Below are 19998 nucleotides of genomic sequence, written 5' to 3'. Positions count from 1 at the left end.
GCAAAACATCGGGGCAATTTTATTCTCCTGCTCCTCGCATTGAGCGCTCACTGTCTTCAACCAACAGCCTTGATGCGTAGTGTTTTAACGCCTCCCAATTACTCAGGCGAATACTCATTCCCTGCTCCCATGCGGCGCTCGCCGCTTCATTTTGCTCATGAGCGGAAATCGTTGGCACTGATGCACTGTTCGAGGCAGAAAAAGGAGCCAAGCTTAGTTCTATTTGCATGCTGTTCTCCTCGAGACCCAGATCCTTTTGAAGGTAAATATCTGGATACCGGGAGCCCGCATTCAGAATGCACTCGATATCATCCGGCGAGTCATTCCTGTGCCAGCAAACACGCACTGATAGCCCTTTACCTGCCAGTTTAAGAAGCTCACCAAATGCCAGCCAGCGGTTGCGGCAATCTTTGACTGACATCGACACCTGTGGGACGCCAATTAGCCTTTCAACTGCCACATCAATCAAAGCAGGCAAGTGGCAAAACAAACTGCCACCATGAAGGTTCACGAGGATATTGCCGTCGATGATTTCGCACCGCGGAGTACGCGCTTCTCGCTCTTCATCTAAGGTAGGTAAAGCCTCGACAAACATCGAAACGCCACTCAACCCTGCCATTTCCAGATCAACCACAGTTTCCGCGATGGTATCTGATTCACCATGGGGGTGGTTTAACGCATCAAAGGCCTTAGTGCATAGCCCCACCAATTCGTTGTGAGAGACCTGGATCATAGCGCCTCCCTTTGCTCTGAAGACGAGGTTAAAACAGGAAACAGCCAAGAGTCAGTGTCTGCACCATTACCCAATTCTGCAAAAATTGGAGCACCTTGGAACAAGGTCACTCTCACCCAGCGGTCAGAGCGGGGATCGAACTTAGTCGCTCCAAACATCGAAAGCTTGCAGCGAAGCAGGTGCATGGGCAGCACATTTTTCGCCAGCACATTGATTTGAATATCCCCTATGGGGCAATTGCCAAGCGTCCAAATACGACGGGCAATCATTCTGAAGCGTGTATTTTCAAGCAGGAACTCGGCCAGTGATGTGGATGAATCCACTTGTTTTAGCGAGTGGTAGAACCTTGAAGCCTGCCTGCCGACATCAAGCCCCAGCTCTTTTTCTTCCCCGGGTTCTTCACCGCGCACCGCCATGCGAGGCTCTTCTTTATCCTGTGAGCGATACCAAAACCAGTACTGATTATCTGCTTCAGAAAAATCTATCTCCAATGCCCAGCGATAACGCGTTTCCAGCAGAGAAATCATGGTCGACACTTTAATGCCCGGTGTCAGTGACAAAGATTCATCTGCATTCATTTCATTGCAAAAAGGATCGACAATGTCTGGGAATGTTTCGAGCAAACAAGTGACCAGAATTTCCTGTGTTTCGAAAGAGTATTTTTCCGCCGTAGAGATGGCATCAACCCAATATGACCCATCACAGGAAAGCATCACAATGTCCTGCTCCAGGGACGGCAGTTCATCCACACTCTGGGCGTTTAACCCTTTCTGATGCGCATCAATGGTGACGACTTCTTTCAGGTGTTTTCTGGCCTTGTGTAACAGAGACAACACCCTCACTGCGCTCTTTTCGCAGACAGATTGCTGCGACACTGCCGCCAAAGCCATTTCCCGGTGAGTCAACCAATTGTCTACCACTCTTGGATGACGAATAAGATAAGGCGCCATACCCAAACCCGTGGCATTGCCTACCCCGATATAGCGCTGTAACTCAGGTGACAAGGTAGTCGCATGAACGCCGCCTTTTTGCTTCGCCAGAAAATGAACCCAGTCCAGACTGAATTCGCGAAGCATATAAACCGCACACATTTGCGCACTGAATGAGAGACGGAAATCCGGGTTTTCATTCAGCGTTTCAAAGTCCGCAATCCCAAATTTTCCATTCCCATAGACAGCGGTTGTGCGGAGGATGTACCCCACATTTGCGATTTCCTGAGCATTGGGTTGTTGCCCAACCGACAACGCGTCAATCAGATGTTCAAACACACGCACACTCTTGTTGGCTCGGGATAAAACCAGCACTTGCGTGGTATTTCTGCCAGCTTCCTGCAGCGGCACATTTTGACGCAAGCGATCCAGCTCTCTCTGATCAACCCGTCCCTTGACCAGCGCCATGGTCACATCCCACTTTTCCGCAATGACACGGTCATTGCGCTCTTCATCGGCAATAGCCGTTGAAAAAACGACCAGTTGATAAACCCCATTTGGCGTCAGCAGTTCATAGACTGCTGTACCAAACCCTTTTGCAGCAATGTCCCACTGAACGCATTCAATTTTCCACTGCTCAGACTCCATCTTTCTCAGCAAACTACGCACGAAGCTAAGACGGGTCTGGTGCATCGCACCCAATCGATAAGGATCCATCACCACAGCTGGATCACGCAGCATAGTGACACTTTCCATAGCAGTTTTTGCATTCATGAAGCCACACCTACAAACGCTTAGCATTGTTGATTATTGGGGGACAGCGTTATTCATGCTGTCCCATATTTGCCCCGTTACTTTCAAATCGCGACCATCAATCCAAACCCTGCTCTTTCGCCATTTGCAGTGCGATTTTCGGACCATTCCACAGTGACGGCAGCAGGATGAGCGATACCGGCACCGCAGTGATAACAATGAAAGATTGGAGTGCGGAAACGCCGCCAGAGCCAAGGGAGATAAGAATGATGGCGGTAGCCCCCATCATGACACCCCAGAAAGTGCGCATCAGACCATTTGGGTTGAGGTCGCCGCTGATCACCACGCTGATGGTGTAAGTCATGGAGTCACCCGTGGTGACAATGAACACCGTGGTGAGGATTAGGAATAGAATCGACATCAGCATGGGGAAAGGCAGTTGCTGAGTAATGGCAAGTAGTGACGCCGGCAGGTTAAACCCTTCGAATGCTTTACTCACCGAGCCAGGTTCTGCCATTTCAAAAGCCAGCCCCGAGCCACCCACAATGGTGAACCAGAAGCAGGTAATAAGCGGCGCGATAATACTGATCGTGGTGACCAGTTGGCGAATCGTTCTACCACGTGAGATACGTGCAATAAAGATGGCCATCATCGGACCGTAGCCCAGGAACCAGCCCCAGAAAAATACAGTCCACCAGCTCAGCCAACCCATATCGCCGCGGAAGGTAGCCATAGGGATGAAGTTGTCGACCATGGTGCCTACGCCTTGCAGGTAACCATTGATAATGAAATCAGTCGGGCCAACCAAAAGGATATATGCCATGAGGCCCACAGCCAGAATCACGTTGTAACGACTCAGGATCTGGATACCGCGGTTGACGCCACTCAATGCTGAGATGGTGTAGATAGCAATGGCACAAAGGATGATGATGAATTGGGTCGTGAAGCCATCAGGTAATGCAAACAAGGCGTTCAGTGCATAGCTGATTTGCAGACCAAGGAAGCCAATTGGTCCAATGGTTCCCGCCGCAACCGCAATGATGCAGCAAGCATCAATCAAGGCACCAAACATGCCAGTCATGGCACGCTCACCGAATACCGGGTAAAGCAGAGTACGCGGCTTGAGGGGTAGCCCTTTGTCATAGTGCAGGTGCATCAGCACAATAGTGGTCAGGGTGCCGAGAATAGCCCAGGCAAGAAAACCCCAGTGCATGAAGGACTGCGCCAATGCATTAAATGCCTGACGCTGAATATTGCCTTCAGGCACGCCATACAGTGGAGGAGGATTAACGAAGTGAGCAATCGGCTCTGCCGCCGCCCAAAAGACACCACCGCCGGCCAAAAGGGTACAAAGAATGATTGCCAGCCATTTGAAGCCTTCCATTTCGGGCTTGTCCATCGCACCTAAGCGCACTTTCCCGGTACCTGGACTAAATGCCAGTGCAAGACCAATCAAAAACGTCGCCAGCAGCAGCAACTGCCAGTAAGGGCCAAAGAAGGACACACTCCAACTGAAGCCAGCATTGACCAGTGAAGACAGAAGCTTGTTATCAACAAGCGCTATCACCACAAACAGCGTGAGAAATCCGCCGCTCATCCAAAAAACCGGATTATCAAGACCCAGTTTTACCCAGACACTTTGTTCCTTATTTACAGTGCTTGTCTTCTCTGCATTGAGTAATTCAGACATCATCTGTCTCCACGTTGTCATTAGCCCCTGAACCAGCGTCCAGAAACCTTGCTCCTTGTGAGCGGTTATCCCGCTTCGCGAAATGTTTAGATATTTATTCCGGCTTTAAGCCGTCTTCCAAAAAAGTGAGCCAGTTGCGGCCGAGTATCCCTGCCGTTTCCTGTTCACTGAATCCAATTTCGCGCAATCCCTGATAAATATTTTTTAGCCCGCTGGTCTCTGGGAACCACGGCAAAGCCGCAGGCCAGCCAGCGTTTGAAGCCGAGCCTTCTCCGTAATCGAGGCTTTTCGACCATCTGCCATTTCGCATCCATTCGAGAACACTTTGTGGCTGGTTTTGACAAAGGTCGCTGCCAATAGCGAGGCGTTCTACACCGACCATTTCAGCGGTATCGGCGACCATTCGGCAAAAGTCTTCCAAGCTGCAATCGCTGCCGCCAGGAAGGTGGAAAGGGTAAAGACTGAAGCCAAGCAAACCGCCTCTTTCGCATAAGGCTCGGATCACTTCATCCGACTTATTGCGAAGCGCTGCGTGCGCGCGCTGCGGGTTGGCATGGCTGATACAGATAGGGCGTGAAGACAAATCAATCGCTTCCAGCGTTGAACGCTCAGAGCTATGAGACATATCGACAATCATGCCAACACGGTTCATTTCCGCGATAGCTTGCTTGCCAAAGCGGGTGACACCGCTGTCTTCCTGCTCGTAACAACCCGTCGCCAGCAAGCTCTGGTTGTTATAGGTCAACTGCATGATCAAAAGACCGAGCTTACGCATGACCTCAATCAGGCCGATTTCATCGTCGATCGGCGAGCAATTCTGGGCACCGAAAAAGATGCCAACCTTGCCTTCGCTTTTCGCCTTGAAAACGTCTTCCATGGACAGAACAGGCATGATCAGATCGCTGTTTCGCTCGAAATGTAGATTCCACTCGGCAAAACGGGTCAGTGTTTCACGTGCATTCTCGTGGTACACCAAGGTCACATGAACCGCAGTGACACCGCTTTGTTTGAGCGATTCAAAATACGCTCTGTCCCAAAGGCAGTATTGCAATCCATCGATGATGATTTCGTCCTGATACATAAGCTGTCCCTACCCTGTTCAATTAGTACGCGCGCTGATAAGCCGTTTTCACGATGGTGTAGAAGTCACGTGCATACTGGCCTTGCTCACGCGGACCAAAGCTGGATTCCTTGCGGCCGCCAAACGGTACGTGATAGTCAGTACCTGCCGTTGGCAGGTTCACCATCACACAACCGGTTTGGGCTTGCTGTTTAAAGAGGGCGCTGCTGCGAAGGCTGGACGTCACTATCCCCGCAGTCAGGCCAAAACGGGTTTCATTCACTTTGGCGATGGCCTCATCCAGAGAGCCGACGCGCTGAACGCAAGCCATAGGAGCGAATAGCTCTTCCTGATTGATGTCCCAATCATTCTGGGTATTGATGAACAAGGTCGGCGCCATGTAGTAGCCGTCGTTTTCAAGGGTTAAACGCTCACCACCAGTGACAAGTTCCGCACCCAATTCATGGGCTCTCTCCACCCATTTCAGGTTTGAAGAGAGTTGGCGTTCATCGACGACTGGCCCCATAAACACGCCGTCTTCCAACGCATGACCGACTTTCAGTTGCTGCATACGCGCGGAAAGTGCTTCAACGTAAGCATCATGAACGCTATCAAGGACGATAAGGCGGGAGGACGCGGTACACTTCTGACCTGTCCCAGAGAATGAGCCGGCAATGGTTGATTCTACGGCGATATTGATGTCAGCGTCTTCGGCAATAACAAGGGCATTCTTACTGCCCATTTCAAGCTGGCAGCGAACAAAGTTAGGCGCCGTCGCTGCCGCTACTTTTCGGCCTACATCTACTGAACCCGTGAAGCTGACAGCATCGATTTCGCTGCTGTGGATCAGGGTATCGCCCACTTCAGAGCCCGACCCCAGCACCAGATTAAACACCCCTGCTGGCAGCCCTGAACGATGAATGATGTCTGCCAATGCCACGGCACTTGCCGGTGTCAGGTTGGCAGGCTTCCAAATTACACTGTTGCCAAATGCCAGCGCTGGCGCGATTTTCCAAGAGGCGGTCGCCGTCGGGAAGTTCCATGGCGAAATGATCGCGACCACGCCAACTGCTTCGCGAGTGACTTCCACCTGAACGCCGGGACGCACAGACTCGGCCATTTCACCCATTTGGCGCAGCACTTCCGCCGCGTAGTATTGGAAGAATTGTCCCGCACGGTAAATCTCCCCGCGACCTTCAGCGAAAGGCTTGCCTTCTTCACTGGAAAGCAAACGACCCAAATCATCACAGCGAGCAATCAGCTCATCGCCAATGGTTTGCAATACTTTCTGTTTTTGCTCCAACGGCGTTTTCGCCCACACTGGTTGTGCTTCACGGGCACAGGCAATCGCCTGATGAACCTGAGCTTGGCTGGCTTGCGCAAAGTCACCCAAAGACTCGGAAATGTTAGATGGGTTAATGTTGGCAACCGTGCTGGCTCCATGACACCACTCCCCACCGATGTAGAGTGCGTTCTCTCTGTTCAGGCTCATCCTTAACTCCTTGATCTCATTTTTTTATTTCAAATTCATTCGTTATTGAGGAAGAACGGCGTACACCACCAGCTCCACCAACATGCCTTCCCTCGCTAAACCCGCCACCACCATGGCCGCACGGTTGGGGTATGGCGCATTAAAGTATTCGCCGTACACCTGATTGACGGTTGCAAGGTAACTACGGTCAGTGACGTAAATCAGCACTTGCAGCACCGCTGAGCTGGTCACGCCGGCACTTTCAAGCGTATGCATCAGGTTATCCAAGGTTTGACGGGTCTGTGCTTCAATGCCGCCATCCACCAGCTGGCCTTGGCTATCAATCGGGATTTGAGCAGTGTAGAGCGTGCCGTTATGCCCTACCGCCCACTCAAGGGGTGCTTTTGAGGCAAACAGATCTGTTTTAATCACGGATTTCTCGGCTGGGTGACTATCTTGAGGCAACATTGAATTCAGACTCTCTTTGTCAATTTGTTAACAATTGATTAAAGTCTGCCTTACAATTTTTGATAAAACGAACGGTTAATTTTTTTCAATTGTTCAGTTTTACTTATCACTTTGCGGAGAGGGGTTTGGAGATATGGATATCAAGCTACAGCAGTTGAAACACTTTTCTCTGGTGGCAGAACAGCGTGGTTTTCGCGCTGCGGCTTCAAAAGCCAATCGTTCACAGGCTGCACTGTCTACCTCAGTAAAAGAACTTGAAAAGATACTGGGACAATCCCTTTTTGATACGGGACACAAAGCTAAGCTCACCCCTTTTGGCGAATTCTGTCTTCCTAAAATCAATCAGTTCCTCAAGCTCTATGATGAGCTGAATTCAGACCTCTGCGCTGCCGCCGCAGGCCAATTAGGTCAGGTTAGAATCGCCAGCGTTCCTTCGGTCGCTGCCAAGTTAATCCCGACCATTCTTGCTAGCTACACAGAAAACCATCCGAATGTAGATGTCGCTCTGGTGGATGACAACGCAGCCGGTGTCGAAGCAAGGTTGCTCGCAGGTGAAGTAGATTTGGCGCTGGGAAACTGTCTTCATATTCAGGATGAACGCATTGAATTCACACCGCTGCTGGCAGACCCCTTGGGTGTCGTGTGTTTGAAAGACCATCCTCTAACACAGCAGGCAAGAGACATCGAATGGCAAGATCTGGTGGCGCTTCCTTTTGTAAAAAATGGTACCTGTACGCTGCTTGAGCCAACACATGCCAATGTGCTCGCTGCCAATGCACGTTACAGCGTCGAAAACATTACCTCCCTGTTTTCCGTTTTAAAGCTCGGGATAGGCATTACTACCCTGCCTAAACTCGCTTTCCCAGATGATGAGAGGGAACTCTGTTGGCTGCCCCTAACAACACCTTATGTGGAAAGACAAATTGGTATCTTACGGCTAAAAGATCGCTATTTTTCGCCGCAGGCTTATGAATTTTACGAACTCTGCAAAACACGACTTGCTGATGATAGGAAAAACCAATCTTAACGATAGGAGAAATGAAATAGCCTCAAAGCCGGGATACGAATAATCTACACCCAAGCAAATCAAAGGAAAGGTTTTCAAAATGAGTACATTAACCGTGCGTTGTCCACATTGTAATAAGCTGAATCGCATTCCAGCTGAGCGCGTTGATGAGAATCCAAGCTGCGGCATTTGTAAGTCTTCGCTGCTAACAGGAAAACCGATTGAAGGCACTGATGACAACATGGACGCCCTGCTCGCTTCAGGTAAGCCTGTGGTTATTGATTTTTGGGCGCCTTGGTGTGGTCCATGTCAGGGATTCGCGCCAGTATTTGAGGCCACCGCAAAAGGTAAGCAAGAAGACGCTATCTTCGTCAAAGTAAACACGGAAGAGCAGCAAGCGCTGGCAGCGAAATATCGAATCCGCAGCATACCAACCATCATGGTGTTTAAAGATGGAAAGATGGCACAGCAAATCAACGGTGCGCTGCCACAAAATGAGTTCAACGGCTGGTTATCCCAGGCTATCTAACTCATTTCACTATCCATATCGAGGGGCGCTAAAGCGCCCTTTTTTGTTTCGATTGAACCGAAATCCTCAATAACGACAAAAACCAAGGGGTTGTTATCAAAATCACTTAATGATAATAATTATCATTATCTATAAATAAATCAGGGCCGGTAGATGATCGACAGAACGTTTTTATACACAGAGTATTTTCAGTCGTTGGAAAGGTTTAATAGTTCAGACATTGTCTGGGGCTATGAGCCTGATGTGGTTTACCACTTCATTCAGTCCGGTGTCACGCTCGCTTCCTACCATGAGTTAGGCGCAGAAAACGAAAGCCCGCTGCTCGCCGAGCTGTATCTGCGTCAGATTTATTTCGCAATGATTGAAGCCATCCGCGACCCCAAGCGATCACAGCAATTCCGCCATGTGTGCCTGAACATGATTCATGAGCCTCTGATTGCGCTCAAACGGTTTTATAAACGCCGCCATGGCGGGGAACAGAGATTCCTCTCACTACAACTCGAATTACAACGCCTTCAGGCACCATTGGATTAAAGGCAAAAGGACCCTGTATGACTACCCAAGAATTCAGAACAGAGAAAGACAGCATGGGGGAAATTCGCGTTCCTGCCGATGCCCTCTACCAAGCACAAACTCAGCGTGCCGTCGACAATTTCCAGTTCAGTCGACACACTATGCCAGCCACTTTTATTCAGGCCTTGGCATACATTAAGCAGACCGCTGCTATCACCAATGCACAGCTGGGTTTGCTGCAAGGTGACATTGCTGAATCAATCTCTGACGCTGCCCAAGAGATCATTGATGGTGAACACCTCGATCAATTTCCTGTCGATGTGTTCCAAACCGGTTCGGGCACCAGTTCTAACATGAATGCCAATGAAGTGATTGCGACGCTCGCCAGCGCCAAGCTTGGCGATGTTGTTAGTCCAAATGACCATGTAAATATGGGCCAAAGTAGCAATGACGTCATCCCTACTGCGATTCAAGTCAGCGCTGCTTTGACGATTGAAAAGCACCTTCTGCCATCTTTGGCACACCTCTCCCATACACTGCATATGAAGCGTGAAGATATCGGTGCCGTGGTCAAAACAGGGCGCACCCATTTGATGGATGCAATGCCAGTGACTTTTGATCAGGAACTCGGCGGCTGGCAATTCCAGGTTGAGCATGCCAAACAAGGTATTGAACGCAGCCTGGGAGCGGTTAAAGCTCTCGCTCAAGGTGGTACTGCGGTTGGTACAGGTATTAATGCAGATCCACGATTTGCTTCCGCATTCGCCCACAACCTGTCACAAGCGACAGGCGCGCAATTTGAAGCCAGCGAAAACTTCTTCTTCAATCTCAGCAGTCAAGACGCCATGGTAGCTTTGTCTGGCCAACTCAAGACGGCTGCTGTTGCCATCATGAAGATTGCCAATGATCTGCGTTGGATGAACTCCGGTCCATTGGCAGGATTAGGAGAAATTGAGCTTCAGGGCTTGCAGCCAGGATCATCCATCATGCCGGGAAAAGTGAACCCCGTGATTCCTGAAGCCGCAGCCATGGCAGCAGCGCAGGTGATTGGTAACGACGCCACCGTCACCGTGGCTGGCCAATCTGGCAACTTCCAGCTTAACGTGATGCTTCCGGTGATTGCGCATAATGTGTTGGAGAGCATTGAACTGCTCAGTAACAGTTCGCGTGCACTCGCAGACAAAGCCATTTTCACGTTCACGGTCAGGAAAGAAAATCTGGATGTTGCGCTAGCAAAGAACCCCATTTTGGTCACGGCACTCAACCCCGTGATTGGCTACCTGAAAGCGGCAGAGATCGCCAAAAAGGCATACAAAGAAGGTCGAGCCATCATTGATGTTGCGGAAGAAGAGACAGATTTAGACAGAGAAACGTTAACGCGCTTGCTCGACCCTACCCAACTCACCCAAGGTGGGTTGGCAGAATAATAACTCAAAGCACTACCTTCACTTGCTGAAATACCGGAACAGCCGTTAGATTCCGGACAACAAACGCCCTCAATTGAGGGCGTTTGTTGTTAGTGAAAGCAAACTTTCTAAACTAAGAATTAGTGCTTTTTCGGTCCGTAACGAACCAAATCTTTGCCAGTCTCAAACACTTCAGGGGTTACGTCGCGCGCAAGGATCAGTTGATGTTTATCATCCAGCACAGCAAGAAACGGCTGACCAGTGGCATTGTTGGTTGCCAGCGCAACACCCGCTACCCCCGTCAGCCCCAGACCACCGCTTTCAATGGCGATAAGGAAGGTTTCCAGCTCTTCGAGGGTGCTGATGATATCAATTTTGTCAGTCATAAATTCACAGTTATTGCGGTTTGAATAATGCGCAGGATTATTCCATGCCGCACATGCCATTGGCAACGAGACGCGCTTACTTTGTCACAGTTTCAATGGTTTCCGCTAACTCTGAAAAATAGGGATTCCACGTTAAACGGGCATGGATTTTACCTTCTTCCAAATAGTCATAACTGGAATACCAAAGTTCTTCGCTATAAGGACACGCTTTTTCTGCTTCCTCACTCTGGCCGTTGTCACAAACCAATTGGCTACCGTTTTTGCCGTAGTATTCGTTGGTTGGAGAGAACAACACACTCATGTGAGAAAACGTACTGATACGTTGCTCTGGAATGGATGAAGCCAAAGAGATAATGCGTGTGTCTCCTGTGATTTTCCCGTCCCCGTACCATACAAAACGGCTTTGAGGGTGAAGAAAGCTCGACTTAAACAGGTCAATGGTTTCAGCTGAATCTAACACGCTGTCGCTCTCGCTGATGACCATCAATACAGGCTTGCGATATGGCGTTTCTGACAGCTGATCATTCACTTCACTGACCGACTCAGAAAATAAAGCTGCACCGTTTGTGGCCAGGGTTGCGTAACGGGTGTAGTTGTCTTCATGCGGATCGACATCCAGCCAATCCAGAAAGTAGTTAGCCACTGGAGCAATCACATGCAGGGAATCTTTTGGCGCCATAGCCGGAGAAAACAACAGCAGACCATCAATATCATCATGTTGAGCAGCATAAGCCGTTACGAGGTTTGCACCCGTCGAGAAACCGCCCAACCAAACTTCATCCACATCGTTTGCCAACAGCTCTGCATGGTGTTGAACCACCCGCTTCCAATCATCAAAGGTTGGCAAAATCAGGTCGCCGGGACGCGAGCCATGACCGGGAAGTAAAACGGTTCTAACCAGAAAGCCCTGCTCAGAGAGAACGTTGGCAATATCTCTGAAATAGAATGGAGAATCACCTAGCCCGTGTACAAAAAGTACGCCCTTAGTCGGCGTGACTTGGTCCTTTGGAGCAAGCTCAAACGGCGTATTTGCATCAATTTCTGTCTGTTTGTCGTCCGTCAAAAAGACCCGGTTTTGCTCCAGCCAAAGTTTGGTGTCTTTAACATATTCCTCAAACGACGTTTGCTCATACTCAGGCAATTTCTCTGATGTGCGATATAGAGGCTCATCAGGTGCCTGCAAACAGCCTGTTGTCAGGAATGCTCCTCCCAATACAACAGCTACCACTTTCAAATAAGTTGAGTATTTGGATTTCATAAAACCTCTCGCAGAATGGGATGAGCCATCCCTACTGATTAATGAAATCACTTTAAACAACGCAGTGTGAAAAAAATGTCAGCCGTTGTAAAAATCAGCCAAATACTATTATTTTTCATAACTTTAAAATGGACAGGCTGTGGGCTTTTATGAAGTAAAACTTGCCTCGACATACTAGCGCTTTGCAACAATTCTCATCTCTACCAACGCATTGTCAGGGATAAACTCCGATACACCAATGGCAGACCAAGCAGGATATGGCGCTTTGATGTACTCATCCTTAACCATAGAGAAAACATCGATGTGCTTTTTTAGTTCTATGTGAAATGTGGTCATTTCAACGATATCTGAATAACTGAGCCCTGCCGCATTCAGGTATATACCCAGCTTGTAAAACGCATCATGAAACTGCTCTTCGGGGTCTGTACTGATTGGCTTGTCTTTTCTTGCAGCAGTCACACCGGAAAGATACACAGTGCCACCCGCGTCCATCACTGGCGAAAAATGCCAATCATCGAAGTAATGCTTAAATTCTTCTGGGACGATTGATTTCTTCATGACACCCTCTTTTCCATCAGCACATCAATGATTGTGGTGCCTTCAAACTCTTCCGAAACAAAACCATCCGCATTTTCAAAACCATGCTTCGTGTAAAACTGAATAGCTGTTGCGTTATTATTGAGCACGTATAGATGGATCGTTCTCACGCCGCTATCTCGAGCTGTATTTTCCAAATTGCGCATAAATAGGCTCCCCGAACCCTTTCCATAATGGGTTGGGCAAAGGTACAACTTACTCAGCTTAATAATCTCTGTGGCATCGGGGTGGGGTCGATAAGACATAAACCCAACCACTGTGGAGGCACTTTCCGCAATAACGACAAATTCAGCATTCGTTCGTATAGTTTCCTGCCACTCTTTAATACGGGCTGAGAGCGTATAGCCTTTGATATAGTTCTCTGGCATTAACCCCTCGAATGCGACTTCCCAAGAGTCGACATGAATTTTTGCTATTTTCTCCGCGTCAGAAAACACTGCTTTTCTTAGTTTTATCTCCACCTTTTCTACCCTGATGCCTGACCTTTTTAAGCGACATAAGGTATCACTCGCTACAATCGCTTACCGACAGGTGACACACGTAAAACGTAACTTCCCAACATGCCTCGCAAATGCCAAAAAGTCCCAATGAAATCCGCTCCTTTCCCACCATTGGGAGTGCTGTCTTTTTTGATTCTTTTCTGCAAGTCAGCATTACAGAAATTGTCTTGTTCTTTTCCCTTAAAGCGAATAGTAGCGTTCGGTCGCCTGAATCAGTTGCCAGCACTGGGTTTCGGCTGTAATATCGCGCCGATTTTTTCGGGCTCGGATGTCTTTCTGACCGCCCAACCGACGAGATTCTCTGAGTAAAATCAGATGTTAACGCGGGGATGACGATTTATCCCTGGAGTATTAATGCGCCCTATCGAGGGGGCCTTTGGAGGTGGAAACCGACAATGAAAAAATGGTCTTCAATTCTGGCCAGCGCTGCATGTGCAGCCGCTATCTTCACCACACCAGCACAAGCTGCTGATGATCAACTGATTTTCGCGAACTGGGGTCCTTACATCTCAACAGAGCTGTTGGAACAATTCACCCGCGAAACCGGCATCAAGGTTATCTACTCAACTTACGAGTCGAACGAAACCCTGTATGCGAAAATGAAAACCCACCCAGACGGGTATGATCTTGTGGTGCCATCAACCTACTTCGTAGCAAAAATGCGCGATGAAGGTATGCTCCAGAAAATCGACCATTCGAAGCTGAACAACTTCACTGAGCTGGATAAGAACTACCTCGACAAGCCGTTCGATCCAAGCAACGATTACTCCATCCCTCACGTGATTGCGATGACAGGTCTGGCAGTGAACACTGACATGTACAACCCAGAAGATTTCGACAGCTGGGCAGATCTGTGGAACCCAGAGCTCGAAGGCCAAATCATGCTGATGGACGACACCCGCGAAGTGTTCCACATCGCGCTGCGTAAGCTGGGTTACTCGGGTAACTCTACCGATCCAAAACAGATTGATGAAGCATACGAAGAGCTGAAAAAGCTGATGCCAAACGTATTGGTATTCAACTCAGACAACCCAGCGAACCCTTATCTGTCTGGTGAGGTAGGTCTGGGCATGTTGTGGAATGGCTCTGCAGCCGCTGCACAACGTGAAGGTCTGCCGATTGAGCTGGTATGGCCGAAAGAAGGCGGTATCTTCTGGGTAGATAGCCTGGCAATTCCAAAGAACGCGAAGAACACCGAAGCGGCTCACAAGATGATCGACTTCCTTCTGCGTCCAGAGATTGCAGCAAAAATCAGTGCTGATACCGGTTACCTGACTGCGGTTGAGAAGTCTAACGCCGCATACAAAGACAACCCAACTCTGTTCCCGCCACAAGAAGACATTGACCGTGGTGAGTGGCAAGACGCCGTTGGCGACCTGACCGAGAAGTACGAAAACTACTTCCTGCGCTTGAAAACTGGCGAATAACTTTTCGCGTCTGTTTACATAAGGCCACCCCAGAGCTGGCCTTTTCGTTGTTTTTCCTTATTTTTTCTACGTAAATATTCTCTGAGAAATCGTCTCATCTTTTAAATTGAGCGTTTGTTTTAAACCGATAGGCAGGCATTTTTTGCATTACTGAATACGCTTTATGAAAGCGGTTTCTTCTATTCACCCCAAGGCCGAAGTTTTGCCTATTCCAAAGCCAACCAACTGGATTTGCAGATATTTTCTTGGGGTGATTTTTTTTCAGAGGAATGAGCAAGAAAAAAAGACGTTAAGCTCTAAGCCAAACTTAACGCCATTAGCACACTGCAGAAAGCGACCTCTCAGCGCTAACACTTATCGTGCTTAATAAACCAGGCGTGGTTTAAGGGTACTCTTCAGAACCATTAGAAAGTGACGACGGCGCCTAACGCGTAGGTGTTGTTTTTCTCGGTGTTACCTTCGTTCACTTCGGTACGGTTATATTCTGCCACCAGGGTCAGATTGCTATTCACAGTATGGAACCAAGCCACCGCTTTGTTTTCGTACTCCAGCGTTTTGGTGCCATCAGTGTCGACTTCAGTGTTGCCGTAGGACAGCACAAATCGCTCACTATCAAAGGTGTAAGAGCCTTGCAGCAAATAGCCATCTGACTTGGTCTTTTCTGTACTCACGATAGTATCCAAGCCAGCCACATCTCCTAGCCCAGTAGTACTGAAACCAGAAGCATTCAACGCTAAACCACCGAAGCCAACTCGCACACCACCGCCCAGACCATCCGAATCAACAGTGCCATTACTGTCTTCCGAACTTTGGGTCACACCATTGATGTAAGCTTTGAAGTCAACAGTATCAAAGTCGCCGGTGTAAGTGATTTCACTTTCAAATCGAGGGCTGTCTTCCGAGCTGTTTGCGCTCTTCTTGCTTGGGTCCATCACACCCACTGCAATTTGGAAACCAGACAGATCAGGTGTGCGATAAGTCATTTGAGCTTTCGGGAATGGGTAGGTGTAACCCGAGCCAATGTTACCGAAAGAAACGTTTCCACCGTCAATAAGGCCATAGTAATCACTGCTTTGGCCGTGACCGAGTAGCAACTCATCGGTAAGGATGTTGCTGCGTGAAAACAGACCGAAGTCCTTACCCAGCAATACCTGTCCCCAATCAGAATCAATAGTGGCGTAGAACTGGCGCACATCAATACCAGAGCGGGTACCTAAGCCTTCTGCACCGCGATTATTGTCGGTGTCATTGAGCGTGACCCAGAATGACGAACGCGCACCAATCTTGAGATCATTTACTTCGGTTTTAAAATTAAAACCAATGTAGTTAGGCAAAAAGCCGATACGAACACGAGACTGGTCACGACTGATTTTATTGCTGTTCGGATCATTGAAATCAGATAAACGATCAGAGCTCGAATTGGTATAGAAGACGTTGACCAGAAGATCGGTGGTAACAGAATGGGTATCATCGTCATAGAGCGTTACAGCGGCAGATGCATTTGCACACATCATCGCCAAAGTCATTGGCGCAAATTTAAGCGCATGCTTATTCATTAATGGGTACTCCTTACTCATTTTTGCACAAGGCCAAATAACACCACTGCAACTTGGGTAAATCACAGTGAGCACTCATCGTATACCGACGCTAATAACCTAATAATTAAGAGTTAGGATGAAATAAGACCCACTTTTGAATGAGGAACTAAGAAAGGCAAGAATTACGCTTCCACGATAATTGAACACTAATTATCTATGCACTTAATATTCAATTATTTGAATATTAGCCATTTGAGAAGCTATGGTGAATATTTGCGTTTCAAGGATCAGTGCTAGAAGACTATGCTGGGGCACCAGAAAATGAAAAAGTGTCCTCCAAATAACAAAAAAAGAGCCGACATTATCGGCTCTTTTCTTATTAGGCTATCAGTCGCTGAGGCTTAGCAAATCTGCCCTGCCCCCTCAGAAATGTCTTTCTTGTTCTCAAGAGTCGCTTGAGCTGCCAAACGAAGTCCTTCGACGATAGTATCCAGAGACATGGACGGCTGATCGGTCGCAGCTGCTTGCTCTGGTAGCAGAGGGATATGAATAAAGCCGTGGCCGATATCTGTGTCACGTAAAAAGTGTTGAATACCATAAAATACGTGGTTACAGACAAAAGTACCTGCGGTATTCGAAACCTGGCAAGGAATACCGTTTTCCTGAAGCTTGCGGGTAATCGCTTTGATTGGCAAGGTCGAGAAATAGGCCGCAGGCCCTTCTTCGTCGATGGGCTCATCAATCGGCTGGTTTCCGCCATTATCTGGAATACGGAAGTCGTCCATGTTAATTGCCACACGCTCAGGTGTGATCGCATTGCGACCCGCAGCCTGACCGACGGTTATTACATAACTTGGTTGATGCGCCTCAATGGCTTCACTGATCGCTTTCAGTGCATCATACCGCGTTACCGGCACTTCACAGGTCACAATCACACCACCGTCAAGCTCAGCGCCATCTAGTTTTTTCACCGCTTCCAGCGCAGGGTTGATCGATGCGCCGCCAAACGGCTCGAAACCCGTAATCAGAACTTTTTTCATCGCTTTCCTCAGAATGCAAAGCTGTACATAACAAATATGTTGAATGCCAAGATGATCAGCCCTGGGATCACCTGCATCAGAATAACGTGGTGCTTGTTTTTCAGTTCAAGCAACGCGGCTGGCACGATGTTGAAGTTTGCCGCCATAGGTGTCATCAGGGTACCGCAATAACCTGAAAGCATGCCCAGCACACCAATAATTGCGGCGTTACCTCCGTTTTCCAACACCAATAGTGGAATACCAATACCTGTCGTGATCACCGCAAAGGCCGCAAAGGCGTTACCCATCACCACAGTGAAAATCATCATACCGGCACAGTAGGCAATCACATTTACCAGCAGCATGTTTTCCGGGATCATCATTTTCACGATTTGCGCGACGGTATCACCCACACCCGCTTGATTAAACAGATAACCCAATGCAGCGAGAAACTGCGACAAAATTGCGGCCCAGCCAATAGAGTCAATCAGGCGACGACCTTCGTTCAGACTGTGTATTGGCTGACTCTTCGTCATGACCAGCGCCACAATGATTGATGCAATCGACGCAATACCCAGACCCACCAGCGCGCCCAGAGAAGTAAATTGGCTGATAGCAACGGTTCCCACCGGCACAATCGCCGCGGGAATAAAGAGTTTGTTTTTCAGCACAGACGCGGTTTTCTGACGCTCTTCTTCGTTGGTGGTTTTGTAATTGCCCACACCCATGAAGCCGCCAGCAGCCAACGCGGTCAACGCCAGTACCATTAAGCCTGTCACCCAGTTCGGTATCATCGCGCCGAAGATAAAGGTTACACCGTAAATTAACCAGAAAAGGCCAGTACCGACGCGTTTGGGATTGTCTTTGTCCAAAAAGGTTTGAAGCGAGAAAGCCAGCAACAATAAACCTGTGGTTTGGTAAATATATTCAAGCATGGCCATTACCCTTCGCTTTTGATGCCAGTCGCCGTTGCAGCGGCTTTTTCTAAGTTTTTCAGCAAACGGGCTTCCACGACTTTGCTGAAAACCACGAACACGATGTAGGAAGCAATGGCCGTTGGCAGCGCCCACAACGCCATGGTTTCTAACTGCACATCCAACTTGTTGTCAGCCATTACACCTTTAATCAGCAGGATACCGCCCGTGCCGATAAACAGCAGTTGACTAAAGAAGTTGCCAAAGTTTTCACTGGCAGCGGCGAGTGCGCGAATGGCCTGACGTTTCTCTTCTTGCAGCTTCGGTGAAACTTTCTCTGCTGCCGCTTCCGCCATAGGTGCAATTAAAGGACGGATCATTGATGGGTGACCGCCAATGCTCAAACCCATGCCATTCGTCACTTTCCGTAGTAGTAGATAAGTCATCAGAATTTTGCTGACAGACGCTTTTTTCATGGAACCGATCAGCTGTTCTGCACGTTGACGAAGACCATAGCGCTCTAGGATGCCAATCATGGGAAGAATAAGAATGAAAAGAGACATATAGCGGTTTTGGGTGAAGGATTGGCCCAGCGTGGAAAGAATATCCATCAAGGCGATATCGGCAACGAGGCCCGTTGCTACCCCAGCAACTAAAATAACAAGCAAGGTGTTTAGCTTTAGTGCCAACCCTACCGTAATAATTACGATGCCAATCAATGGCCAGAAGTCGATCATGTTTGCCCTCTACACGGCGTTTTTATTGTGTTTTTGGAAGGTTTCCAACTGCCTTCCACCCGAGTATACGAGAGCCGAAATTTCTCCTCCAATCAGAGTTTTTTGTTATAACAACCAATAAATCACTTCAATTACTCCAATCATTCATTTCCACCACTAAAGTCGGAAAACTCTCTTCCAGTAAAGCAAGAACCCTGCTTTGGCTTGCCTATTTATTCTCCTTTTATCTCTAGCATAAAAGGCAATGAGTGCTTCAAATACGGCCAGCGGGCGAGAAATGAACGAAATGCGCTAAAACAAAGCAACTATTAGGATTATAGATTACGGTGTTTAGATCTCAATTTGAAAACAAAAAGGACCAATAAAGCTATATATACTGGCCGCTTGTTTTGTTGTCCCGAATCGACGCAGTCAATAAGGATGTATGATGGCACCGACTCGTTCTCTGCTCACTTTGATTTTATCTGTCTCCACGCTGTCGGCCTGTACCAACCAGCCAGAACCCATTAAGCCCATTCAGCTTTATTCCAATAAAGAAACGGTTCAGATGTCTTACTGCGCTGAGCTGGCGGATATGGCTTACCTTGTCGCTTCTCAGAAGCTACAAGACCAACCTAAACAATCCCAGATTGACCGATTTGCTTCAGGTACTGCTGCACAAATCAAACTCAATTTGGTGGAAGATGTGTACGCTGCAGATTTCACCAGTGCGTGGGATTATTCCGTCGACCTCTTCGATCAATGTGCAGTAAAGGTCGCCAATATACCTGCAGAGCGCCTAAACATCGCAAGCTTCTGCGCGCAGAAGTCTTTAGTGGCTGGTGGTGCTTACGATCTCAAACAAGCCGGCGCGCCCAAGCTTGATGCCTACATGGTATTTGCAAGCTACAAAGCCACTAAGCCTTATGAAGTGATTGACGCGGTATACAAGAAATCCTCTTCTCATGACGCTGTTACCAAGAAGACCTGGGATAGCTGCATCGATATCCTCGCGGAATAAGACGCTCGAGCAATTATCAGTTTGAGAGCCCCATCCCGCTGATGGGGCTGAATATCACTTCTGA

The 19998-nt window shown here is 48.4% G+C and carries 20 protein-coding genes; 6 read left to right on the top strand and 14 right to left on the bottom strand.

Annotated elements, in window-relative coordinates:
- Positions 1-19: 19 nt before the first annotated feature.
- From QL223_RS18385 to QL223_RS18360, 6 genes are all read right to left on the bottom strand, one after another.
- Positions 20-733 carry a DUF3726 domain-containing protein gene (locus QL223_RS18385; RefSeq protein ID WP_281545572.1) on the bottom strand — a complete coding sequence of 238 codons (714 nt, stop codon included), beginning with the start codon at positions 731-733 and terminating at the stop codon, positions 20-22.
- Positions 730-2436 (bottom strand): hypothetical protein, encoded by a 1707-nt coding sequence (locus tag QL223_RS18380; protein ID WP_281545571.1) that lies wholly within the window; start codon positions 2434-2436, stop codon positions 730-732. The genes QL223_RS18385 and QL223_RS18380 overlap by 4 nt, the downstream gene beginning before the upstream one ends.
- 97 nt (positions 2437-2533) lie before the next feature.
- Positions 2534-4105: a BCCT family transporter gene (locus tag QL223_RS18375; RefSeq protein ID WP_046308440.1), complete on the bottom strand. Its 1572-nt coding sequence runs from the start codon at positions 4103-4105 to the stop codon at positions 2534-2536.
- 94 nt (positions 4106-4199) lie between these two features.
- Complete coding sequence (locus QL223_RS18370; RefSeq protein WP_281545570.1) at positions 4200-5186, bottom strand: membrane dipeptidase; 987 nt, start codon at positions 5184-5186, stop codon at positions 4200-4202.
- 22 nt (positions 5187-5208) lie between these two features.
- Positions 5209-6657 carry an aldehyde dehydrogenase family protein gene (locus QL223_RS18365; protein ID WP_281545569.1) on the bottom strand — a complete coding sequence of 483 codons (1449 nt, stop codon included), beginning with the start codon at positions 6655-6657 and terminating at the stop codon, positions 5209-5211.
- A 42-nt stretch (positions 6658-6699) separates the two neighbouring features.
- The gene (locus QL223_RS18360; protein ID WP_281545568.1) at positions 6700-7104 is read right to left on the bottom strand and encodes a RidA family protein; all 405 of its coding nucleotides are present in this window, start codon (positions 7102-7104) and stop codon (positions 6700-6702) included.
- A gap of 133 nt (positions 7105-7237) precedes the next feature.
- Between QL223_RS18360 and QL223_RS18355 the strand changes: the two genes are divergently transcribed.
- The 4 genes from QL223_RS18355 (at position 7238) to QL223_RS18340 (ending at position 10579) form a co-directional block, all read left to right on the top strand.
- The gene (locus QL223_RS18355) at positions 7238-8131 is read left to right on the top strand and encodes a LysR family transcriptional regulator (protein ID WP_281545567.1); all 894 of its coding nucleotides are present in this window, start codon (positions 7238-7240) and stop codon (positions 8129-8131) included.
- Between the two features lie 79 nt (positions 8132-8210).
- Positions 8211-8639, top strand: a complete 429-nt coding sequence (gene trxC / locus QL223_RS18350; protein ID WP_046308445.1) for a thioredoxin TrxC — start codon at positions 8211-8213, stop codon at positions 8637-8639.
- Between the two features lie 153 nt (positions 8640-8792).
- A complete protein-coding gene (locus QL223_RS18345; protein WP_046308446.1) occupies positions 8793-9173 on the top strand; it encodes a hypothetical protein in 381 nt (126 codons plus the stop codon).
- A gap of 17 nt (positions 9174-9190) precedes the next feature.
- Positions 9191-10579: a class II fumarate hydratase gene (locus tag QL223_RS18340; RefSeq protein WP_281545566.1), complete on the top strand. Its 1389-nt coding sequence runs from the start codon at positions 9191-9193 to the stop codon at positions 10577-10579.
- 119 nt (positions 10580-10698) lie between these two features.
- Here QL223_RS18340 and QL223_RS18335 read toward each other — a convergent pair whose 3' ends face one another.
- The 4 genes from QL223_RS18335 to QL223_RS18320 all read right to left on the bottom strand — a co-directional run bounded on the left by QL223_RS18335 (position 10699) and on the right by QL223_RS18320 (position 13260).
- On the bottom strand, positions 10699-10944 hold the full coding sequence (locus tag QL223_RS18335; protein WP_002538593.1) for a hypothetical protein: 246 nt from the start codon (positions 10942-10944) through the stop codon (positions 10699-10701).
- 76 nt (positions 10945-11020) lie between these two features.
- Entirely contained in the window at positions 11021-12202 is a 1182-nt protein-coding gene (locus QL223_RS18330) for an alpha/beta fold hydrolase (RefSeq protein ID WP_281545565.1), read from the bottom strand.
- A gap of 174 nt (positions 12203-12376) precedes the next feature.
- Positions 12377-12760 (bottom strand): RidA family protein, encoded by a 384-nt coding sequence (locus tag QL223_RS18325; RefSeq protein WP_281545564.1) that lies wholly within the window; start codon positions 12758-12760, stop codon positions 12377-12379.
- Positions 12757-13260, bottom strand: a complete 504-nt coding sequence (locus tag QL223_RS18320) for a GNAT family N-acetyltransferase (RefSeq protein WP_281545563.1) — start codon at positions 13258-13260, stop codon at positions 12757-12759. Before QL223_RS18320 ends, QL223_RS18325 begins: the two co-directional genes overlap by 4 nt.
- A 434-nt stretch (positions 13261-13694) precedes the next feature.
- On the opposite strand from QL223_RS18320, the gene QL223_RS18315 reads away from it, so the two are divergent.
- Positions 13695-14726 carry an extracellular solute-binding protein gene (locus QL223_RS18315; protein ID WP_002538584.1) on the top strand — a complete coding sequence of 344 codons (1032 nt, stop codon included), beginning with the start codon at positions 13695-13697 and terminating at the stop codon, positions 14724-14726.
- Positions 14727-15130: 404 nt separating this feature from the next.
- Here the strand turns inward: QL223_RS18315 and QL223_RS18310 are convergent, their stop codons facing one another.
- From QL223_RS18310 to QL223_RS18295, 4 genes are all read right to left on the bottom strand, one after another.
- Entirely contained in the window at positions 15131-16282 is a 1152-nt protein-coding gene (locus QL223_RS18310; RefSeq protein ID WP_002538582.1) for a porin, read from the bottom strand.
- A gap of 383 nt (positions 16283-16665) precedes the next feature.
- Positions 16666-17304 (bottom strand): pyroglutamyl-peptidase I, encoded by a 639-nt coding sequence (gene pcp / locus QL223_RS18305; protein ID WP_002538581.1) that lies wholly within the window; start codon positions 17302-17304, stop codon positions 16666-16668.
- An 8-nt stretch (positions 17305-17312) separates the two neighbouring features.
- On the bottom strand, positions 17313-18218 hold the full coding sequence (locus QL223_RS18300) for a DUF979 domain-containing protein (protein ID WP_281545562.1): 906 nt from the start codon (positions 18216-18218) through the stop codon (positions 17313-17315).
- 5 nt (positions 18219-18223) lie between these two features.
- On the bottom strand, positions 18224-18934 hold the full coding sequence (locus QL223_RS18295) for a DUF969 domain-containing protein (RefSeq protein ID WP_281545561.1): 711 nt from the start codon (positions 18932-18934) through the stop codon (positions 18224-18226).
- Between the two features lie 427 nt (positions 18935-19361).
- Between QL223_RS18295 and QL223_RS18290 the strand changes: the two genes are divergently transcribed.
- Entirely contained in the window at positions 19362-19934 is a 573-nt protein-coding gene (locus QL223_RS18290) for a hypothetical protein (protein ID WP_281545560.1), read from the top strand.
- Positions 19935-19998: the final 64 nt, after the last annotated feature.

The organism is Grimontia sp. SpTr1, assembly GCF_947387585.1.
In the GTDB taxonomy this organism is placed as follows: Bacteria; Pseudomonadota; Gammaproteobacteria; order Enterobacterales; family Vibrionaceae; genus Enterovibrio; species Enterovibrio indicus.
Note: the sequence above shows the minus strand (reverse complement) of the source record. Positions and strands in the feature narration are given on the sequence as shown.

Excerpts from the sequence above, each read along its gene's own strand:
- QL223_RS18310 (WP_002538582.1), bottom strand. The coding sequence starts at position 16,282 with ATGAATAAGCATGCGCTTAAATTTGCGCCAATGACTTTGGCGATGATG.
- QL223_RS18345 (WP_046308446.1), top strand. The coding sequence starts at position 8,793 with ATGATCGACAGAACGTTTTTATACACAGAGTATTTTCAGTCGTTGGAA.
- QL223_RS18355 (WP_281545567.1), top strand. The coding sequence starts at position 7,238 with ATGGATATCAAGCTACAGCAGTTGAAACACTTTTCTCTGGTGGCAGAA.
- QL223_RS18300 (WP_281545562.1), bottom strand. The coding sequence starts at position 18,218 with ATGCTTGAATATATTTACCAAACCACAGGTTTATTGTTGCTGGCTTTC.
- QL223_RS18325 (WP_281545564.1), bottom strand. The coding sequence starts at position 12,760 with ATGAAGAAATCAATCGTCCCAGAAGAATTTAAGCATTACTTCGATGAT.
- QL223_RS18335 (WP_002538593.1), bottom strand. The coding sequence starts at position 10,944 with ATGACTGACAAAATTGATATCATCAGCACCCTCGAAGAGCTGGAAACC.
- QL223_RS18370 (WP_281545570.1), bottom strand. The coding sequence starts at position 5,186 with ATGTATCAGGACGAAATCATCATCGATGGATTGCAATACTGCCTTTGG.
- QL223_RS18295 (WP_281545561.1), bottom strand. The coding sequence starts at position 18,934 with ATGATCGACTTCTGGCCATTGATTGGCATCGTAATTATTACGGTAGGG.
- QL223_RS18340 (WP_281545566.1), top strand. The coding sequence starts at position 9,191 with ATGACTACCCAAGAATTCAGAACAGAGAAAGACAGCATGGGGGAAATT.
- QL223_RS18290 (WP_281545560.1), top strand. The coding sequence starts at position 19,362 with ATGGCACCGACTCGTTCTCTGCTCACTTTGATTTTATCTGTCTCCACG.
- trxC (WP_046308445.1), top strand. The coding sequence starts at position 8,211 with ATGAGTACATTAACCGTGCGTTGTCCACATTGTAATAAGCTGAATCGC.
- QL223_RS18315 (WP_002538584.1), top strand. The coding sequence starts at position 13,695 with ATGAAAAAATGGTCTTCAATTCTGGCCAGCGCTGCATGTGCAGCCGCT.
- QL223_RS18380 (WP_281545571.1), bottom strand. The coding sequence starts at position 2,436 with ATGAATGCAAAAACTGCTATGGAAAGTGTCACTATGCTGCGTGATCCA.
- pcp (WP_002538581.1), bottom strand. The coding sequence starts at position 17,304 with ATGAAAAAAGTTCTGATTACGGGTTTCGAGCCGTTTGGCGGCGCATCG.
- QL223_RS18360 (WP_281545568.1), bottom strand. The coding sequence starts at position 7,104 with ATGTTGCCTCAAGATAGTCACCCAGCCGAGAAATCCGTGATTAAAACA.
- QL223_RS18375 (WP_046308440.1), bottom strand. The coding sequence starts at position 4,105 with ATGTCTGAATTACTCAATGCAGAGAAGACAAGCACTGTAAATAAGGAA.
- QL223_RS18385 (WP_281545572.1), bottom strand. The coding sequence starts at position 733 with ATGATCCAGGTCTCTCACAACGAATTGGTGGGGCTATGCACTAAGGCC.
- QL223_RS18365 (WP_281545569.1), bottom strand. The coding sequence starts at position 6,657 with ATGAGCCTGAACAGAGAGAACGCACTCTACATCGGTGGGGAGTGGTGT.
- QL223_RS18330 (WP_281545565.1), bottom strand. The coding sequence starts at position 12,202 with ATGAAATCCAAATACTCAACTTATTTGAAAGTGGTAGCTGTTGTATTG.